General features: G+C 45.7%; 14 protein-coding genes. 3 read left to right on the forward strand and 11 right to left on the reverse strand.

Features of this window, described 5'->3' with window-relative positions:
* Positions 1–30: 30 nt before the first annotated feature.
* The 11 genes from FEM41_RS08475 to FEM41_RS08525 all read right to left on the reverse strand — a co-directional run bounded on the left by FEM41_RS08475 (position 31) and on the right by FEM41_RS08525 (position 14,561).
* Positions 31–744, reverse strand: a complete 714-nt coding sequence (locus FEM41_RS08475; RefSeq protein WP_087835533.1) for a M48 family metallopeptidase — start codon at positions 742–744, stop codon at positions 31–33.
* The gene (locus FEM41_RS08480) at positions 744–3,839 is read right to left on the reverse strand and encodes a type I restriction endonuclease subunit R (RefSeq protein WP_138095566.1); all 3,096 of its coding nucleotides are present in this window, start codon (positions 3,837–3,839) and stop codon (positions 744–746) included. The genes FEM41_RS08475 and FEM41_RS08480 overlap by 1 nt, the downstream gene beginning before the upstream one ends.
* Positions 3,836–5,860 carry a DUF262 domain-containing protein gene (locus FEM41_RS08485; protein ID WP_138095567.1) on the reverse strand — a complete coding sequence of 675 codons (2,025 nt, stop codon included), beginning with the start codon at positions 5,858–5,860 and terminating at the stop codon, positions 3,836–3,838. Before FEM41_RS08485 ends, FEM41_RS08480 begins: the two co-directional genes overlap by 4 nt.
* The gene (locus FEM41_RS08490) at positions 5,853–7,286 is read right to left on the reverse strand and encodes a DUF262 domain-containing protein (protein ID WP_138095568.1); all 1,434 of its coding nucleotides are present in this window, start codon (positions 7,284–7,286) and stop codon (positions 5,853–5,855) included. The genes FEM41_RS08485 and FEM41_RS08490 overlap by 8 nt, the downstream gene beginning before the upstream one ends.
* On the reverse strand, positions 7,283–8,566 hold the full coding sequence (locus FEM41_RS08495; protein WP_206665549.1) for a restriction endonuclease subunit S: 1,284 nt from the start codon (positions 8,564–8,566) through the stop codon (positions 7,283–7,285). Before FEM41_RS08495 ends, FEM41_RS08490 begins: the two co-directional genes overlap by 4 nt.
* Positions 8,563–11,025 carry a type I restriction-modification system subunit M gene (locus tag FEM41_RS08500; protein ID WP_138095569.1) on the reverse strand — a complete coding sequence of 821 codons (2,463 nt, stop codon included), beginning with the start codon at positions 11,023–11,025 and terminating at the stop codon, positions 8,563–8,565. The genes FEM41_RS08495 and FEM41_RS08500 overlap by 4 nt, the downstream gene beginning before the upstream one ends.
* Before the next feature lie 199 nt (positions 11,026–11,224).
* On the reverse strand, positions 11,225–12,163 hold the full coding sequence (locus FEM41_RS08505) for a glycosyltransferase (protein WP_138095570.1): 939 nt from the start codon (positions 12,161–12,163) through the stop codon (positions 11,225–11,227).
* Positions 12,164–12,673: 510 nt separating this feature from the next.
* Positions 12,674–13,108, reverse strand: coding sequence for a putative zinc ribbon protein (locus tag FEM41_RS08510; RefSeq protein WP_138095571.1), 435 nt, complete (start codon positions 13,106–13,108; stop codon positions 12,674–12,676).
* 51 nt (positions 13,109–13,159) lie between these two features.
* Positions 13,160–13,552, reverse strand: a complete 393-nt coding sequence (locus FEM41_RS08515) for a putative zinc ribbon protein (RefSeq protein ID WP_138095572.1) — start codon at positions 13,550–13,552, stop codon at positions 13,160–13,162.
* Between the two features lie 117 nt (positions 13,553–13,669).
* A complete protein-coding gene (locus tag FEM41_RS08520; protein ID WP_138095573.1) occupies positions 13,670–13,876 on the reverse strand; it encodes a helix-turn-helix transcriptional regulator in 207 nt (68 codons plus the stop codon).
* Between the two features lie 88 nt (positions 13,877–13,964).
* Positions 13,965–14,561, reverse strand: a complete 597-nt coding sequence (locus tag FEM41_RS08525) for an inovirus-type Gp2 protein (RefSeq protein WP_138095574.1) — start codon at positions 14,559–14,561, stop codon at positions 13,965–13,967.
* A 288-nt stretch (positions 14,562–14,849) separates the two neighbouring features.
* Here FEM41_RS08525 and FEM41_RS08530 point away from each other — a divergent pair, with 288 nt between their 5' ends.
* The 3 genes from FEM41_RS08530 to FEM41_RS08545 all read left to right on the forward strand — a co-directional run bounded on the left by FEM41_RS08530 (position 14,850) and on the right by FEM41_RS08545 (position 18,203).
* Positions 14,850–15,395: a hypothetical protein gene (locus tag FEM41_RS08530; protein WP_138095575.1), complete on the forward strand. Its 546-nt coding sequence runs from the start codon at positions 14,850–14,852 to the stop codon at positions 15,393–15,395.
* A gap of 777 nt (positions 15,396–16,172) precedes the next feature.
* A complete protein-coding gene (locus tag FEM41_RS08535) occupies positions 16,173–17,114 on the forward strand; it encodes a hypothetical protein (RefSeq protein WP_138095576.1) in 942 nt (313 codons plus the stop codon).
* 213 nt (positions 17,115–17,327) lie between these two features.
* Positions 17,328–18,203: an HNH endonuclease gene (locus tag FEM41_RS08545; protein WP_138099139.1), complete on the forward strand. Its 876-nt coding sequence runs from the start codon at positions 17,328–17,330 to the stop codon at positions 18,201–18,203.
* Positions 18,204–18,787: the final 584 nt, after the last annotated feature.

Genomic DNA, 18,787 nt, shown 5'->3' on the forward strand with positions numbered 1-18,787 from the left:
CAATAGTATCAACCATTTTCTGATTAAATTTCAATATCCCCAGTGATTATAAGCCAAGGGCATTTTATTCAACTTAGCTCTGTGTTCACGCCAGTTTGGCAAGTGAATACTCATCAGACCGATAAAACGCTCATTGTGCTTGCGTTCGTGTAGATGAACTAGCTCGTGAACCACAATGAATTCAAGGCATTCAGGTGGTTTTTTTACCAGTTCGAGATTGATCCAGATACGTGCGGTCTGTGGGTTACAGCTTCCCCATTTGGTCTTCATTCGCTTGATACCAACAAAACTGGCTTCAGCTTTTATCTCTTGCTGCCATTTTGCCATTAACTTAGGCAGTCTTTGTTTTAAAATACCTCGATACCACTGGTTGAGAACTGCTTCCCGCTGAGCCGTATCATAATGTGGAGGTACTTTCATTCGTATCCAGCCACCCTGAAGTTTCACTTCAGCGGGCTTATCTACTAAAACTACATCCAGCCGATATCCCCTTCCCCAAAGGTAGTGTGTTTCGCCGCTACACATTTCTCGTTCACTCTGGCGCGGCTGAGACTGAAATTGTGCTTGCTGCTGTCGAATCCATACCAGCCTTCTGACAACAGCCATCCTGATAGCTGTGTCTGACAGTGAGACGGGAGCCGATACTCTTACTCGGCCATCCGGAGGAAGTACGCTGATATGCAAGTTTTTGATTGGCTTACGCTGCAGATCGAGAGTGAGTTCACCAAATGTAACCAACGGCATCAGCGGTACTCCTTCTGTGCCTTCACCAGAGCCATAACATCCGCGACCGTCACTGAATAACCTTTAATTTCTTCCGCGATAGCAAAGCTGATCTCGCGCTCTTTAAAACGATCCCCATACCAGTCGGCCTTTTTAGTGTGACGTACTGCAGTATCTATCTTTATAACTAACACTTCATCCTGCCCGAGGTTGTCATACAACGCTTTCTTGGCAAGGGTATCAATGCTTGCTGGATAAGTACTTTTACTTCCGGATTGCGGATGTTTAACCTGCTTCGCTAGTTCACGTACGCGCTCCAGATAATCTTGATAGGAGATAGCCTGTTGACGACGAAGTGCGATCAGTTCATCAAGCAACACCGACATTTTTTCGTAGTATTTCGGGTTGACTGGGTTTTCATCAACAATGGTTCTGCGAACGTTATTTTCAATCGCTTCAGCCATCGCCTCTTGGTTGCCACGCATGTCGGCTGGAAGTCCATCCAGTGCTTCTTCTCCGCGTTCAATAATCAACTCAAGCAGCCCTAGTTCCTCAAAATCCATAAGAGTTTCACTAGGATCGGCATCCACCCAAAGATCCAGCATCTGCCGCATACCTGGCTCGAACTGCTTCATGTCCACGAAATCTCCACTGGATATTTTTATTTCGTCGCGGACTTTTGTATAAAACTCAACATCAATGCGGATTTGATTTGCCTGCGGCTCGCTATAACCAGCATCTGTTAGCTCACCTGCCAGATTGGTAAAAGCACGGATAAGCTTTGCCACGGATTGATACAATGTCAGACGTAAAGCTTCTTTCTCAGATAACTGCTCTATCGACGCCCCTGATTCTCCACAAAAATAATGCTGATAATCAAGTTGATTGCGTGGCATTTTTACTGGTTCGCAGAGGGTGCGAACGGCATCCAGAGCACCATCAAGATCGATTTTCGCCTGTTGCAATCGATCCTTCAATAAACCGGCTACATCTTCTTTGTCGTAGCCATCAAAGGCTTCTGCGGTGTAGTCCTGAACTGTTTTTTCCAATGAGCGGAAAAGGTCTTTATAGTCGACAATATAGCCGTATTCTTTATCTTCACCATCCAACCGGTTAACGCGACATATCGCCTGGAAAAGGTTGTGATCAGCCATTTTCTTGTCGATATAGAGGTAAGTTGCTGAAGGAGCATCAAAGCCAGTTAATAACTTATCAACGACTATCAGAAGGCGCATCTGGCCCGGTTCTTTAATGAAGCGTTGTTTGACCTCTTTTTCAAAATCACTTACACGTTTGGCTGCTTCAGCCTCAGGCTGTTCAAAATACTCCGCAAGCATTTTGCGATAGATGTTGTACTTGGCCAGTTTCTCAGTCAGTCCTTCACCGCTCTCCTCGCCTTTAATCTCACTGGCATTTGGCTGGTAGCTCGTCACAATCGCACATTTACCGGCAAAACCAGCTTCACTAAACATCTCATAGCATTTGCAGGCCTGATAGACGCTGGAACAAACCAGCATAGCGTTACCGCGGCCGTCGGCGAGTCGTGGCTTTTGTTCAAAATCGAGAAGGATGTCAGCCACAATCTGTTCCAGCCGCGAGCGGCTCGACAACAGCTTCTGCATCGAAGCCCATTTCTGCTTGAGTTGCTGTTGGCCAAGGCGAGAAAGTTTAGATGTCTTAGCATCAAACCACTGGTCGACTTTTTTCTGAGATTTGACCCGCTGATCGATGTCACGAGCTTCGTAGCGCAGGTCCAGTACAACCCCATCATTGACTGCTTCATCAAATTTATAAGTGTGGATATAAGGCCCGAAGACCTCCACTGACTTCTTCTTATCTTTCTTCATCAGCGGGGTACCGGTGAAACCGATAAATTGTGCATCTGGCAAAATGCTTGTCATTGCCGAATGCAATTTGCCGGATTGGGTTCGGTGGCACTCATCCACAAACACGAATAATTTTCCCTTCGGGCTAAAATCGGCAGGGATATTTCGTTTCATTTGATCGATAAAATCGTCCGTGTCAGCGTCTTTGTCATCCTTTTCCTGACGACCAAATTTATGCACGAGTGAGCATATAAGCCAGGGTTTGGTTTGATTCAGGCGAGTCACCAGATCCGCACCGCTCCGAGTGCGAAGGATCTCTTCTTCCACACCGTTAAACACTTTCTCGATCTGTTCATCAAGTTCTGTACGGTCGGTAATGATTAAAACTCGGCTATCGGTAATATTTTCTCTGATCCACTTTGCCAGCCAAACCATTGTCAGACTTTTACCACTGCCCTGGGTATGCCATATAATCCCGCCTTCATTGCGTTGAATAAACGGTTTTGTTGCAGTGACGCCAAAATATTGGTTATGACGGCAGGTTTTTTTCACTCCAGCATCGAAAACGATAAAGTCGTGGATCAATTCCAGCAGGCGCTGTTTATTGCATATCTGAGCCAGGTGACGATCAAGCATGTAGGCGTGAGGTGATTCCGCGGCTTCTTTCCATTGAAGGTAATATTTCTCCGGCGTTTCGATTACACCATAGCGAAGCCCTTCTAAATCATTACCGGCCATCACCAATTGGATGGTAGTGAAGAAGTTGCGGATGAAGGCTTTTTGCTGATTATCGAGGTTTTGGCGGATGCCCTCTGAAACTGAAACTGTAGAACGTTTTAGCTCAATGACACCAAGCGCAATACCGTTAACATACAGCACCAAATCCGGGCGCTTTTTATTTTCACCGTTGTAGGTCACTTCTTCAGCTATAGCAAAATCATTGGCTTCTGGATTTTTCCAGTCCACCAACCACACGGTTTGATTCTGCTCACCAGCACCTTCTTTATCCTTCACGCCGTAGCGTAGCAGGCGATAGACCTCTTTGTTTGCATCATAGAGGATACGGCCTTCACCGAGGCTTGCGGCTCGATCTAGTTGACGTAATGCTCTGGCGATTAGGACTTCTGAAACGCCGCATTTCGTTAACCAGGCAGAAACTAAGCCTGGTTCGATGTTCCGGTTGTCTTCTCTTTTGTGCCAGTTACCAAGATAGTGATAACCGAGATGATCGGTGAATAACTGGATAACACGTTTTTGTGTCATGCGTTCACGTTGACCAACACTGTTCATAACACCTCCCTAAATACGCTATCACTACCACTGGTTAACACTGCCAGCATTTCCGCTTCGTGAGTGGCGATTTCTTCTTCCCCCCACTGATTGTTCTTCTTCATCAGCTCCATCATGGCGAGCAGTTTCAGACTATCAATTTCATTACGCTCAAGGCTCGCTTCGAAGTACTCTTGCTTTTGTTTTGGCTGGAAATTACTAAGTCGCGAATTCTTGCTGTGGCTAATCAGACTGAGGTTGCCGAAGGTATGCAACGATGTATCTGCTAATGTCCTATAGCCATCCATGGGGTGCTGGGGATAGAAATGCTCTACTGAGCTTCGGAAGGTAAATTCGAAACGTTTGACTACTTCAGCTTTATGTCTGTCACGGCACCAGAGTAAGTAGTCCAGGTAATTGAATACCAGGTTGTTTGCTATCATCCCAAAGCGCATCTTCTTCTTAATCTTGTCCGACAGTACCACAGGTTGGAGATGTAGCTCTTTACCGTAGATAATCTCAAAATATGATTTTGGTTCTTGTTCTGCCAGGAAGTTTTGAAAGACAAACGAGGAGGCGAGATGCTCCAGATACCCGAGGTACTTCCTTGCATCTATCTGGTTTTCAGTGGAATGGGCATTAAACAGATAGTACAAAGCTCCATTCAACCAGTGTTTATAAACCAGAGTAGGGGTTGAAACATGGAATGCGGAAAGTAGCATCAGAATCTGTCGGTTGATGTCTACATAGCTACCATCATCTTCATTAAACGTATTGGTATAACTGGTGCTCTTTTCCGAATACCAACGCAGGCGTTTCAAACTCCAGCTATCGCTACCTTTCGCGAACTCTCGTTTTATCACGAACTGATCAAAAAGGTATTTGCATTTGAGAAGTGCAAAGACGAAATCCTGTACCGCTTTAACCGGGTTATTCTGCTTTAACAGTCGAAGTTCGAACTGTTCGATTAATTGTTTGTCGTCAAGCGGAACATCTACTCTGTTCTTACCTGTGTTGCTGCAGACACGCAACACATGGAGTAGGAAGTTGGAGAAGTTGATAACACTATTAAAACGCTCTGAGCTACCTTCATCTTCTTCACTTCTATCACCACTTACGATTGAAGATGACTTGATAATGTCAGCCAGTGTGCGGTTTGTTTGGTTCTCTGTTGTGCCAAGCTCCGAAGTCGACGGGATAAGCATGTCAGCTAGAGAATTAAAATCAGCAGGCACGAATTGCCCCCAATTTTCCTGCCCAAATAATTGATGACGTTCGGCTGGTATAAAACCGTACTGGACATAACGTTCCATGTTGGAGCAAGCATCCCAAACTCGTGAGAGGGTGTTCAGGTTGCTCTGTCGATCTTGCAGGTCCGTTATCTCGTTGAGTACCCCCATTAGTCGTGCTTTCACCACCTCATGCTTTTCGAGTTGCTCACCTCGATTGTTCATCACCTCAAAAAAATGATTGAGGTCGGTATCGGCAGGCACTTCTATTCGGGCTATTTGTACATGGTCGAACATATAGGTACAAAAATGGTTTAATGACTCACCAACTAATTTCAAGTCGCGTAGTACCATGCCAATAAGTTCATAGCCATTGATCAGCCCTTCATTAAATTCCTTGCTCCGCAGTTTATGCGGTTCCACACCTTGCCAGAGCCGAGCAAAGGTTTCGCCAGACTTGGGTCTGCTCTCAAACCCTAAGTTAATCCCTTGGTACCAGCTCATATCCAGCGTGGATCCCGCTTGTTTTTTTAACCAGGTAGCAAGAAGGGATAGGGTAGTGAAACGCTGCTGTCCGTCGATTATCTCTGACTGCCCATCAGGGCGAGTGAACACGACCAACGTACCGATGTCGTAAGTTTGAGGGAGTGGGCTATGAAGGCTTTTTCGCTGGTAGTCGAGTATGTCCTGCACAAGTTGAACGATCTCACCTTCTCCCCAGGCATAGTTACGCTGGTACATGGGGATAAGATAATGAGATGCATCACCCAGTAATGATCTGACAGTAAAGGATGTTACCTTTGCATCACTCATAGTAGTTCATCTCCTTGAACAGCCTCACCAGTTCATCTTGTTCATAGTTACCTTTTAGGCGGTTATTGTGATTTTCTGATGCCCTAACTGTGAGTAATGGCATAGATAGCACATCACCAGGTACTCTGGCTTCTTTGATTACCCGGAACAGATTATTTTCCAGCACATACTTATCCATAGTAGCTAGCTGTACCACCTGCTGTCGGATTCGGCATCTATAGGCCCAGATAAAGCTTTTTTCAATCGCTGCAGATAAGGACTGCCCACCAAATTTATCGATATAAAAGATCAGAGCACAATCAAACATAGTGCGTATATATTGATCTCCTGTCCGATAGCGATTGTGATAGCTATTTAACGTTCTTAGTATCTGAGTCGCCATTTCACCAAGGGCTGCGCCTTGAATCATTAACGGTTTTTGAGTATGAGTGCTGGCATGCTCACTGGAGATAATTGCCGATACCTGTTGCTGGTAGTGTTCCGCCATCTCGAAAAAGCGTCTTCCATTGATAATCATCTGATCGAGATGGAAAGGGAAACGCATTTTCTGGCCATCAATCTTGCGCTGGTACTGATTGTTATAGTCATCTACAAAATGGTGCGCTATGCGCAAAGATTCCACATAAGGGAACTGACCAATCTGATCAAGGTTGATCCCTTTGAATAGGCCGACTTCATCCTTACCAAAGAAACGAGCTGAATTCCCCTGTGACCACTGACGTACCCTGTAGAGATAGGATGCGAAAAGATTAGCCAGGTCATCGCTGGGTAATCCTTCCCAATGGGCAACGGAAGCAGCTTTTAGTTCTACCTCATGGCTGGCGAATTCACGTAGATGGAAGGCTTTAAGCAGGTCGTGTGGATCCAGATCTCGCCCACGGGCATTTTGTGAGTCGAAGAACTGAAAGGCTTCAGAAAGGTCAGTCAGCACAAAAACCACCACTTGGCAGTGGTTGAGAAGAAAATCAATATGTTGCTCACTGAATTCTCGGTGGCTAACCCTACGTTTTAGCTCCTGATAATTCTGGTACAGATTGTATTCCGATATCTGACTGGCAAAGCGTTGCCGTCCCATAAAACCTTCAACGGAGGGCTTTAGCTGGGTTAGCGCTTCCTGCAAATCCTGACGTTCCAATTCAGCAAGTCGGGTTTCGATAATGGCCCATACTGCCAGCATTAATGTTAAAGTTCGTTGCTGACCATCGACGATATCCAGTCTATGTTCTTCATTGCTCTCAGGCTGATGAAACACTACTGAGCCCAAGCGGTAGGCCGATTTATCGAGATGACTGTTTATGTCCGCAAACAGATCGCTGATATTTTTTACCGTCCATTTATAAGGACGCTGATAGGCCGGAATGGTTACGTCAGTCAGGCTCAGTAGACCCTTGACCGACAGAATTGTCTTATCAAGGGCATGTTTCATGGCTGGTTATCCAGTGGTAAACGGATACGCCCGGTCAGCAGTTGTTGCATCATCCCTTGTTTTATATTCCGGATCTTGGAGAGTTTTTTCTCTAGCACCGTGAGTTCAGCATCCATATCTGAAAGGATGGTGGCGATGGCAGTTTGCTCTTTTAATGACGAAGGAATAGCCACTTTAAAACTATGGGCATCGTTTCTATTTAAGGTTGGTACCCCTGAACCACTTGCGAAGCGTTCAAAACCGATATATTTAAAAATATAGTAGACAAACTTTGAATCTGAGTTAATGAATTTTGTAACCCAAAGCGATGTATTATGAGGCCAAAAATCACACGCAATGTGGTGAACTTTTCCCAATGTCCCAGATCTACCTGTAACCACACCTGGACCTTTAACTTGGAAATGATTATGAGTGTTAACTATGCCGTTTGAATATACTACTGGATATAATCCTTCACTTCTTTTACTGGCAGGTAAATCAAAACCTCTTTGCAATGGGGCGAACTTGCCTATTTCGCGCTCTTCCCAATCCTCTGGAATATGCCCTAGCTCGCCGGATTTATATCCTTTGATAGTCCCATCGGGATGTTTAGCAAATTGAGGTAGGCGAGTACGACCAGTTAGCAGTTGCTGCATGGTGGCAGTTTTGATGGATTGTTTTTTGGCGATCAAATGCTCTAGGATTGCAATCAACTCATCGGTGTCAGAAAGTGCATTGGCAATAGCGATTTGTTCATTTTTATTTTCTGGAAGTACGATCTGTAGCTCTCTCAAGGTACCTTGATTGAGGTTTATCATCGTAGTTCCCACAGAGGTATTTTCAATTGCAGAAATAACTGAAGCGCTTGATAGAATTCTTTGAAGGAATGCTGCATCACATGACGGCTTAACGCGAATAATCATTGAGCCAGTACCACAAAGCCATCCATTTTCTTTTTCAGTAATCACAGCGCATCTGCCCATATCGCCTCTACGCCCAATAACAACGTCACCAACCGAAAGTCGAAACTCTACTAATTTTTTGGCTGCATCACCAGAAATCGCCATTGAAAAAGTTGGTACCACTTTTCCATCAACAATTTGCATTGGGTTGACGACTGGAATACCACCATCGACGTAGTCTGATTTATGCAACGCACTTCCAAATGGTCCCGTTCGAAATGATGCATGTAAGCCTAGTTTTTGTAATAACCAATCTTCTGGAATCACTCCCACTTCCGTCAGCTTGTAACCCGGTGGAATAACTTTCCTAGACATTACTTTGTTTTGATTCTCCATCATACCGACTCCAGCCCCATCATCTTAAGATGACTCAGAACCTTGCCTTCCAGTTCAGCCAAGTTTTGAATAATATCTGACAGAGTAGCGTTATAACGTTCTTCCAGTTCTTTTATACGATTTGTCAACCGCTGCGTAACATGTTCAATCTCTGCTTCCAGGGTACCAACTAGGCTAGCTTTCCATTTATCCTGTACTAACAGAATTCTAATGTCGCTGTCAGTGAGCTTTGGGTAATGAACAAATACAGCAAAGTCCAGTTTATCCTGGGCTTCTTTATGCGTTTTTTTGGCTTTGGTTTCAGAATCAAACAACGCCTGGGCAGTTTTCAGTGCTGCCTTTTCTTCTTTATCAGTGGCAACTTTAAGACGAGCCTTCACGCTGGCAGCGGTCACTTTTTCTTTGTCATTCATCGCATCGGCAAGTAGTCCATCTTCACCGCTGTTTTCTTCAAGGAAGCTTTCCAGCGCTTGAACTGCTTCATCATAAGCGATTTGTAGTTGATCGAGCTCCTGCTGCTCGGGAGTGAAATAGCGAGCCACTATAAGGGCTGGCGGTAATAGTTCAGCCTTATACTTCTTCTTACCAATTACCAGATCGGGCGTTTCTTTGAGTTTTTCGCCTTTTTCCACAACCAGCTCACGTAGCACTTTACCTGCTTGCCAACCATCCTGGCTCAGGACATAAACGTCGTCCTGCATCACTTCCATCCAGTAATCCATTAGCAACTGATAGATAGCGTAGTTCTCTAGCAGCGGTACATCAGCGGTGGTTTCAGAAGCATAGGCAGCGAGGAGACGCTCACCAATTTCTTCAATCAGTTGTTTCGGTGAGTCGCCGCGAGCAATTTCTTCAAGCTGACAACTTGTAAACCATTCTTCAAATGGTATCAGTGCTCCTGCTTTGAAAGCGGCAAATTCCGGGTGTGCCAGAATTGTACTCTTCACTTTATCTGCTTCAACTCGAGCATTGCTGTAGCCTGGGCGGGCAGGTTCGAATAGATCCTGACGTAAAGTAGGGAAAACCTGCCAGTAAGCGCTAAGGGCATCGATATCGCGATCGGGAATGCCACCAGCCAAATGACCAGAAAGGTCGTGCAGATCCTCCGGATCGCTGCTGTCTATATAGCGAGGGATATTGAGGTTGTAGTCGTTGGCAGCAATTTCAGACAGCGGCACCAGGCGGCTGAAGCGGGGAATTTCCTGCTCCCGATTAAATGCATCGACAATTTTATGGATATCTTGGGCACGTAGGCGGTTTTTATTGCCGTCTTTAATAAAGCCCTTACTAGCATCGATCATAAAGATGCCTTGTTGACTATCGCCATTAGCGTTGAACGCTCTGGCTTGCGCGCCTTCTTTATCGATGACAATGATGCATGCAGGAATGCCCGTGCCGTAGAACAAGTTAGCAGGCAGGCCAATAATGCCTTTTATGTAGCCCTGTTTGAGCAGATTCTCACGAATACGTGCTTCCGCATTGCCACGGAACAGAACGCCGTGAGGTAAGATCACAGCACCTTTGCCGGTACTTTTCAGGCTTTTGATGATGTGCAACAGGAAAGCATAGTCACCGTTCTTTTCAGGCGGAGTCCCCCAGATAAAACGGTCATAAGTATCGTTTGCAGCATCCAGCCCACTGGTCCAGTTTTTGTTGGAGAAAGGGGGGTTGGCTACAGCAAAGTCGAAGGTTTTCAGATTATCGTTGCCATCTTTCCAGTGTGGATCGGCCAGGGTGTTACCTTTCCAGATTTTAGCAGTTGTGTTGTCATGCAGGATCATGTTCATACGCGCCAGTGCGCTGGTCGCATAATCCATCTCTTGGCCATAAATGGTCAGTCCTTTCGGACCGGCTTCGTCACTGGCTTTCAACAGCAGTGAGCCTGAACCACAGGTAGGGTCATAAACGGTAGCATCTTGTGGTGTCTGTTTACTGATGCCAATCACTTTCGCCAAAATGCGTGACACCTCTGCCGGGGTGTAAAACTGCCCCTTGGATTTACCTGATTCTGTAGCAAAGTGACGCATTAAATATTCGTAGGCATCACCCAGCAGATCGTCTCCATCAACGCGGTTGGCTGAGAGATCCAACCCTTCGAAGATTGCCACCAGCTTGGAAAGGCGGTCGATCATTTCCTTGCCTTTACCAAGCTTATCTTCATCATTGAAGTCAGCAATGTCGATAACACCTTTCAGGTCATTAGCTTCAGCCAGTAATCTGATGGTTTTGTTAATTTTTTCGCCAATTTCTTTGTTGCCCTTGAGAGCAACCATATCGTCGAAACTTGCACCTTCCGGCACTTCAATCATCGCGTAAGGGTTGCCCTTAGCTTTGTCAGAGACGTACTTCATAAACAGTAGGGTCAACACATAGTCTTTGTACTGTGAAGCATCCATTCCGCCACGCAACTCATCGCAGCTCGCCCAAAGGGAGGAGTAAAGTTCGTTCTTCTTGATAGCCATATGGTGTCCGGTGAAAACAATACTGAGAACGCGACAGGGTGAGTAACAAGCACCAGTGCTGAAATGCTGCCTGTCGCGTGAGAAATTGGGTAAGAGTTTACCAAGTTGGAAGCGTTGAGACCATGCCGGTGGTTTGATAGGTAAAGTAACAACCCTGAAGCAGGGAATTACGAGTGGAAGCTTATGCTTGATAGTAATTTTAGAACAGCTTGCTTACCAATTTGATAAAGAAAAAAACATCGCTAAAACTGTTGAGGCCTCGGAATAAACTGCCGAGTGTGATGTTTGCCTCAAAGCTATACTTCACACTCGATTTATCCCGGACGCGATTGCGATACAACCCCAAAAAATGACGTGCCTCTACCAGCGCATGCAGGTACAAAAATACCTTTATTTTTTTGTTTTGTACTTCTTCCGCTACCTGGATGATTTCCGCGATCACTTCAACATAGCTTATAGCACGAACATCGTAGTAATCCGGCCGATGCGTGATAGAGGCCTTATTGTTGATATAGATATAGCCCTTAATATCCAATGTGCAGAATCGACCATTGCTCGCCGCAAGATGAACCGTCCAGAGAATGTCTTTATGGCTTCTGCCGGGCTGGAAGTGTAGTGAATGCTGTTTGATATAGGATGATCTGACCGTTTGCAGCCACAGGTAATGCGGCCATTCGCGGTGTGTAACACAGTGTCTGATCCACTCATGACCTGACAGAGTCACCCCATAGGGTTGCTTTCTGTGAACCGCTCTTCGATGTTGGTCAGCACCGGAATGCCAGCCATTAAAGATCACGACGTCGGCTTGCGACTCAATAGCTGCTTGCCATCGTTTTTCAATAAACCCGTCGGTAATATCATCGTCAGCATCGAGGAAAACAATCCACTCCCCGTGATGCAAGGCTAGCGCAGCATTACGGGCGGCGTAGACCCCCTGATTGGCCTGCTCAATAAGAGCGAGCCGCTCATCTTTGATTTGGTGTATAACGTTCGCGGTACCATCGGTAGAACCGTCATCCACAACGATAAGCTCAATAGCCACGCGGGTTTCACTGAGGATTTTATTGATCAGACAACCAATAGTCGTTGCGGCGTTGTAAGCAGGGATGATGACGCTGACATCGATTTTATTCTTCATATCGAGTTACGACTTCTCTTCGTTGCTATCTTTGAGGTGTCTGATTGGGATAATCCGCCTTTCCCTGATTTCTTGGGCGATATCAAATAAGCACTCGTCGCAGAATTCTTTATCGAGTGAGAGCCATCGCTCAAGGACACTTCTTTTTTTGTTGCAACGTGCGCATCTCTTCATCGTTCCGCGTCTTTGCGACCTCGTATTTTGGGGTACATGGAAAATGGGCGTAACAAGCCTTGGCTAGATAACTAACCGTAATCAAAGACTTTTCTGCGAGTAAGTTAAGACAAGGATAACCAGGCAGGGCGCATGAAAGATAATCGTTTTGATAGATCAGTTTTTCGATATTGATCGTTGGTGCCGATCGATAAAAGGTGTAGTTATGCGACACTGTGCGATTACAGTACTGTAAAGCTGAGTTCTGCCAGTCGTGGATAATGCGCCATCGCCTGTTGTAGAAATGCCCGTATGTCAGGCTTTCTCTCTGCATAACCTACGGCGAGAACACCCCCCTTATTTCGCAAATTTAACTGGTATCGTCAGGGTATCCAGGTCTTTCATTTCCGTGCTGTAGATATGCTGCCCGCACGCCGGGCAGCAGCGGATACCATAATATTCACGCTGGCAGAGTATGCAGAAGTAATCTCTGTCTGAAGGTGCTGTTATTGACACATCATCACGTTCCATCAGTGCATTCACGGCCTGGTCAAAAGCGGATACCGGTTTATCCCGGGCAATGATCCGGTACGCACAATGCCTTAACCAGCGTTCGTCAGCGTCTTCCAGGTCATGTTCGAAATAACCGCCGCTGTCATGCGTCCAGTGCAGACGCAGGGGATTGTTGCAGGAACGGCAGAACCAGAGCCCCCTTGAACGCGGAGTCAGGTCCCGGATGTAAGTCACTTCGCCCTCGTGGTCAAGGGCGGTACGAATGGTTCGAAATTGCATGGTGTAAATCCTGTCATGGGATCCTGATAGCAAGTGGTAGATAACGCAGGCTCATTCTGCGCAACGTTCGGTACTGTGGTCACCGGTACGGCAGGTCAGACAATAGCGCTCGCCGTGATAATCGCTGTCACACTCCGAACAGTGCCAGTCGGCCTTGCGCACCAGCGGTAAGACATCCGGCACATAGCGACGCAGCATGCGCCCCCGCCAGGCTTCCTTAGGCTCAGGGCGTACATACGGACAATGGTGGCGTCCGTTCTCGGTCAGGTTTTCCCGGATATGCTCGAACCACGGGCGGTTAGTACCCCATTCAGGGGGGAATACCAGAGCGCTGCCGCAGAGGTGGCAGGTGTAGCGGTCGTAAGTGCTAAGCTGTGCAGTGACCGCGTCCGTGAGGCGCTGATTACCGTCAAGCGCGATAAATGATTTGGCATAAATCGTCATAGTATTGGTCCTTTGCCATACGACGCGCAGGGCTAAGCCGTCCCGGGGAGGGCAGCAGCGGAGGTCATATGACAGGTGGCGTTAAATCAGATGGAGAATTTGGTTGCGTTCGATAGATTACGGACGAGATTGTGCTATGCGTTGCTGTAGCCAGGCTTCCACTTCGCTTTCAAGCCAGCGGGAGTTTCTGCCCAGCTTAATTGGCTTTGGGAATTCACCGTCTTTAATGAGCTTGTAGAACCATTTGTCCGTTAAACCGGTGAGCTGGGTGATAAACGCCATCGTTACCAGTTGGTCTTTAAGAACGCTGTAATCTGTGGTCATCGTTTTTCTCCGTTGGTGGTAAGGGAGAAGAAGTCAGGCATGTGAATGGTGCAGACTTCTTCAAACGATGAGGGAATGGAGTAATTTTTTATTCGCTGATGACACACCTGCGACGTCTGCCACCTACCGCAGGAGCGGGAATGTCACTCAGCTGGCAAACCACTTTCTCGCCCTTCTGGTCCTGCTTGCTCAGGTAGCTCAGAATGTACAGCATGCCCTTACGGCCTTTCATATCACTATGTGACGTCACCCGCTCGCCCTGCACTTTGTAATACTTCTGAGGCGTACAGCGGTAAGCACAGCCTTCCTCTCTTGTTATCTCACTCCAGAGGGTTTGCAGGGTTTTAAAGGTCGGCCATATCTTCCGATGCTTCTGACCGTTGAGATAAAACGCAGCATGGATGTGATAGCCATGCTGTTCGGTATATTCAAGTACCCAGGTAAACCCGACAATCCCTGTCATCGTGTTACACCGCTGTAGTAACAGAATCATATCCGCCGTCGTGGAATATTTATCAGCGTGGCACCAGGCATTGCTGTCTACCCGGTAGTAGAAATCAACCCGTAACATGAGCAATTTGGAATAGCGTGCAAATAATTCGGAGAGATGATGACGCTGGTAACGTTGTAGCGTGCGGTGCTGGACGTAGTTAAGATTGGTATCGGTAATGTTGTGGTAAGCCATATGTCGTTTCCCTGAGAATATTTGTCATGGGAATGGACGCAGACTTCAGATTTGACAGATGTATATATCACGAGGTTCAGTAGCGATATCGGTGTCGATCTGATGGAAGGCCATTGCTTGATAGCATCAGTTATCAGCATTGGGGTAATGTGATGAGAGAGTGTGGGAAGGAAGATTAATTGAAAATATCTCTTCTTTAGAAACAGTATTATTTACCTTAATTACAGCGTATGCCTGACCAACAACACGGCACCAAAGTCTCTGATTTATCGTAAGGAAACACCGTTTATGCGCCATTTTTTCACAACATACCGGGACTCGATCCTCGCATCTGCGGGCATCATCATTGCCATTATCTCGCTTGCATTCGCTATCTGGCAGGGCAGAGAAGAAATCAGGCACAACCATATTTCTGTAGAGCCAAGGATAAATGCCTATTTCTCTAACGATGGTCGCAAAAATCAGTGGGGAATTTACATCATCAATAACGGTATGGGAACGGCCTTTGTTAACGGGCTAACCGTTACGGTCAATGGCAAACCCGTGGATGCCATTGATAACAATATCTTCGTGGGGGCCATTCAGGCACTGGGCCTTCACGCTGAATGTTTTGTGATTGGTGGCCCGCGTCCGAATGATTCCTTCAAGGTTGGAGAAGAAATATTTCTGGTTGAGGCAAGAGGGTTAGATAAAAACTGTGCTGAAGACCGACTACGACTGAAGTGGGCTTCACAAGATCCACACCAGCTGGACTTTGTGCTGGATACGGAATCCATCTACGGTGATAAATTTCGTTATACCTATTCTCAGAACCGTCAGGTAAAACTGGATTAACGGCTGGGAAAACATGAGTGCGGTCTGCCACTCACCGCCGGTGCCGGAACTGAGCTGACGCTGTAAATCCGGCGTTCTGTCCGCTGCGATGGCTTATCCACAAAGCTCAGAATTCATTGCATGCCCTCCCGCCCTCTGTTGTCGGAAAAGTTCACTAGTTGTTCGCTTCTTACACGGTCGTGTCCTTTAGGCTCTCATACTCTTCTCCGTCCGCGATGCCATTCCACAGGGGCTGTATGGACTCTCAGAAGCATCAGACCTTCCTGTATGACCATTGAGATAAAACACTGCATGGATGTGGTAACGATGATCTTCCCCGCATTCCAGCTCCCAGACGTAACCCACCAGCCCCGATACTGTCGTACATCGTTCCGTCAGTCAGGTCATATCGGCAACCTGTTGATTCAGGTCACCTGATTAACATTACCGCGCATTCCCCAAAGCTGCCGTACAGGTGTTATGTGACGCAGAACTTACCATTACATACAATAAATTCATGATTAATGCATATGGAAATAACAAGTGTAAATGTATAATTCATTGTTTTATAAATAATATTTCTAACTATAGATTGCGTGATATCCGCATTGAATCACTCAAAAAGAATTATGAAAGACATATGTAAGCAAGCACAAAATTTCTTTAAAAACATGCTAAATCGGCAATGTATTAGTAAATTAAAAACATTAAAAATTGCGTATTAAATCGCTTTTTTCATAGTAAATTCCTTGTATGCTTGCTGTTGTAAATCATACATTTGTTATCTGAGGAAGCAGGATGAACAGGCATGTTGAAGTAAGGTCTATCAGAGAGGGCGTCTATATTTTGTGGTATCTCGGCTATACTGATTTAGCCAGCTTGTATGCATCAGGGAGTGAGAGAGAACTTCTCCGTTTCAATGGAGCCATTAACAGACTTATTGAGCAAATATTAACAGAAAATGATAAATCAGAGATCATTCGGAATTTTCTAGAAAACCAGGGGATGTATAGAAAGTACTGTGTAGATGAAACAATTGCATCCTGGTTCTCTCATGATGAAAAATCCAGTGTCTTTTTCTGGCTTTATCTTTTAAAAAAATTCAGAGATCAACAGCTTGGTGATGAGATCTTATCTCTTGCTGGCAACAGTTATCATGACAAAAAAATAGTATGTGATAAAAATAACTCAAAAATTACCGTTAATGAACTTCCAATCCGAACGCCAGATAATCCAAAGAAGTGTTTTATGGCTGGATTATATATTCTTGACCTGCTCAGCTTTTCACCTGACAAGTTGCAACGTACACTCGACGAAATAAAAATCGATTACTCGCATATAAGAGACCTCCGCCGAAAAGATTTCGCCTGGTTTACAGATGCTGGGCCGGAAGATGTCAAATGGGTCTGGAAACAGTTTAATGGTCACCCGAACTTATTAAATAACATAAACAAGTGGGATCTTAGTGAGTCTCTTCTGTCTCAGACTATACCATTACTTTACTACTTATGGGATGGGCGAGAAGACACAAAAGCTCTATACCTTAATACATTGCGTAAGCGTTACGCAAATATGAAACATCGTAAGAAAGTTGCCGATAAGGCACCGGTTAATATTCGTATTTCTCCAGGTGCTAAAAATACGCTGGTCAAACTGGAGAAGCGTTTTAACCGTAACAGGGCTGATGTCATTGAATATTTGATAGAAAAAACCTGGGCTGAGCTGAATCAGAAAAACTAAAAAAAATCTCAGTTATATATCACCTTACTGAATTCCCTCCCGTTTATATCTAACAGGCCATCCCCTCCGGATGGCCTTTTTTCATTCAGAGGCCGATATGAAACATCCCTCAGGCTATGCCCTTATCCGCCGCCATCTGCGGCGTTATCCGCACGCGCTGCGCCAGCATCTAATCCAGGAACTAGCACTCATTCCCGCCAGTGGGGAGAATGGATGCGTCATCGTAATTTCTCAACATATGTTGGTGATGTACCTGGTATAATTCCTGAAGAACTGCACTATCCGCAATATCTCCGCGTATGGTATGCCGTGACACAACTAAATTCTGCTTCTGCGACAAATATTGTTAAGTGGATCCGTAACAGCAACGCCCCCCTGAAAGAGACCGAGATTCGTATTCAACTGGATGCATTAACCGTCAATAGTAACTCCCGGTATCGATATCTTGGTAGTCGAAAAAGCGCCCAGACTGACCTGGGTAGCCCATACGACTTGTTGTTTCGTAGCGGAAACCTACGAAGTACACGGTATGAACAGTATGTGCAGGAGCTGCACGGCATATGGGACATTGGAGATGATGGTAGGACGCCAATTCAGATTGCCGCCCCAAGGCCATGCGATCGGATGGTAGTTGAAGCGAGAGATGAATTATTCAATGAATTGCCTGAAAATGAAGGTGACTTTCGCCTCAAAGCACTACGTGAGGTCATTATACGAGAAGGGCAACCAGTATTTAGACGAAAGCTCATTGAAGCTTATGAGGGTAAATGCGCAGTAACGGGCTGTTCAATCCAGGTGTTGCTTGAAGCTGCACATATCACCCCCTACGCAGGAGCTTGGCATACCCGTGCTCAGCATGGGCTGTTACTGAAAACAGATATCCATACTCTATTTGACCGTGGTTTGCTCTGGATTGATACCGAGTTGAAAATAAGGATATCAGAACAGTTGGCCGGGACAGAATATGCAGAGTTAGATGGCCGATATCTCAGATTACCTAAAGATAAGCAAAACTGGCCGTTAATAACTCATCTGATAAATCATCGGCAATATTGGATTGAAAATCGTAATGACGTTGAAAGTGCTTAACGCTACTACTGTCTGCATCTCGCTCATAGCTGACAACAAGCGCTTAGGTTCTGCCCACCTTGTACCAGAAGCTGTGAATGCTAGAATTGCGATGTATCGATCAACGAGTGAAGATCAGGATATATGATGGTAACTAGGGAAAGCATGAAAAAATGGATCATCGAGTGTCTTCAGGAACGGGGTGGTAGTGCCTGGCCACGTGAAGTCTCAAAGTATGTATGGGACAGCTACGAGGCTGAGCTTAGAGATTCGGGCGATATGTTGTATACGTGGCAATATGACATTCGTTGGGCCGCTCAACAGTTGAGAAACGAGGGTACTCTGAAACCAGTAAATAGACGCAGAGATTTGCCATGGGAACTGGCATAGCAAAGTAAGGTTAATGTTAACGTTCTTATCTCGGCTACATCTGACTTTGTTCTGAGTGGATAGGAATTGATACCTCTGAAGAAAACTTTCCTACCTGCCTGAATCTTGCTTTGACTGCCATATCGGTGTTCTACTGATATGGCTTTATACCCACTCGCGATGTCTATTTTTTATACGGATCTTAACTTGTGGGTACAAGTGCGGGTATAACTATT

It is taken from the genome of Jejubacter calystegiae (assembly GCF_005671395.1).
Taxonomy (GTDB): domain Bacteria; phylum Pseudomonadota; class Gammaproteobacteria; order Enterobacterales; family Enterobacteriaceae; genus Jejubacter; species Jejubacter calystegiae.

Excerpts from the sequence above, each read along its gene's own strand:
- FEM41_RS08475 (WP_087835533.1), bottom strand. The coding sequence starts at position 744 with ATGCCGTTGGTTACATTTGGTGAACTCACTCTCGATCTGCAGCGTAAG.
- FEM41_RS08480 (WP_138095566.1), bottom strand. The coding sequence starts at position 3,839 with ATGAACAGTGTTGGTCAACGTGAACGCATGACACAAAAACGTGTTATC.
- FEM41_RS08485 (WP_138095567.1), bottom strand. The coding sequence starts at position 5,860 with ATGAGTGATGCAAAGGTAACATCCTTTACTGTCAGATCATTACTGGGT.
- FEM41_RS08490 (WP_138095568.1), bottom strand. The coding sequence starts at position 7,286 with ATGAAACATGCCCTTGATAAGACAATTCTGTCGGTCAAGGGTCTACTG.
- FEM41_RS08495 (WP_206665549.1), bottom strand. The coding sequence starts at position 8,566 with ATGATGGAGAATCAAAACAAAGTAATGTCTAGGAAAGTTATTCCACCG.
- FEM41_RS08500 (WP_138095569.1), bottom strand. The coding sequence starts at position 11,025 with ATGGCTATCAAGAAGAACGAACTTTACTCCTCCCTTTGGGCGAGCTGC.
- FEM41_RS08505 (WP_138095570.1), bottom strand. The coding sequence starts at position 12,163 with ATGAAGAATAAAATCGATGTCAGCGTCATCATCCCTGCTTACAACGCC.
- FEM41_RS08510 (WP_138095571.1), bottom strand. The coding sequence starts at position 13,108 with ATGCAATTTCGAACCATTCGTACCGCCCTTGACCACGAGGGCGAAGTG.
- FEM41_RS08515 (WP_138095572.1), bottom strand. The coding sequence starts at position 13,552 with ATGACGATTTATGCCAAATCATTTATCGCGCTTGACGGTAATCAGCGC.
- FEM41_RS08520 (WP_138095573.1), bottom strand. The coding sequence starts at position 13,876 with ATGACCACAGATTACAGCGTTCTTAAAGACCAACTGGTAACGATGGCG.
- FEM41_RS08525 (WP_138095574.1), bottom strand. The coding sequence starts at position 14,561 with ATGGCTTACCACAACATTACCGATACCAATCTTAACTACGTCCAGCAC.
- FEM41_RS08530 (WP_138095575.1), top strand. The coding sequence starts at position 14,850 with ATGCGCCATTTTTTCACAACATACCGGGACTCGATCCTCGCATCTGCG.
- FEM41_RS08535 (WP_138095576.1), top strand. The coding sequence starts at position 16,173 with ATGAACAGGCATGTTGAAGTAAGGTCTATCAGAGAGGGCGTCTATATT.
- FEM41_RS08545 (WP_138099139.1), top strand. The coding sequence starts at position 17,328 with ATGCGTCATCGTAATTTCTCAACATATGTTGGTGATGTACCTGGTATA.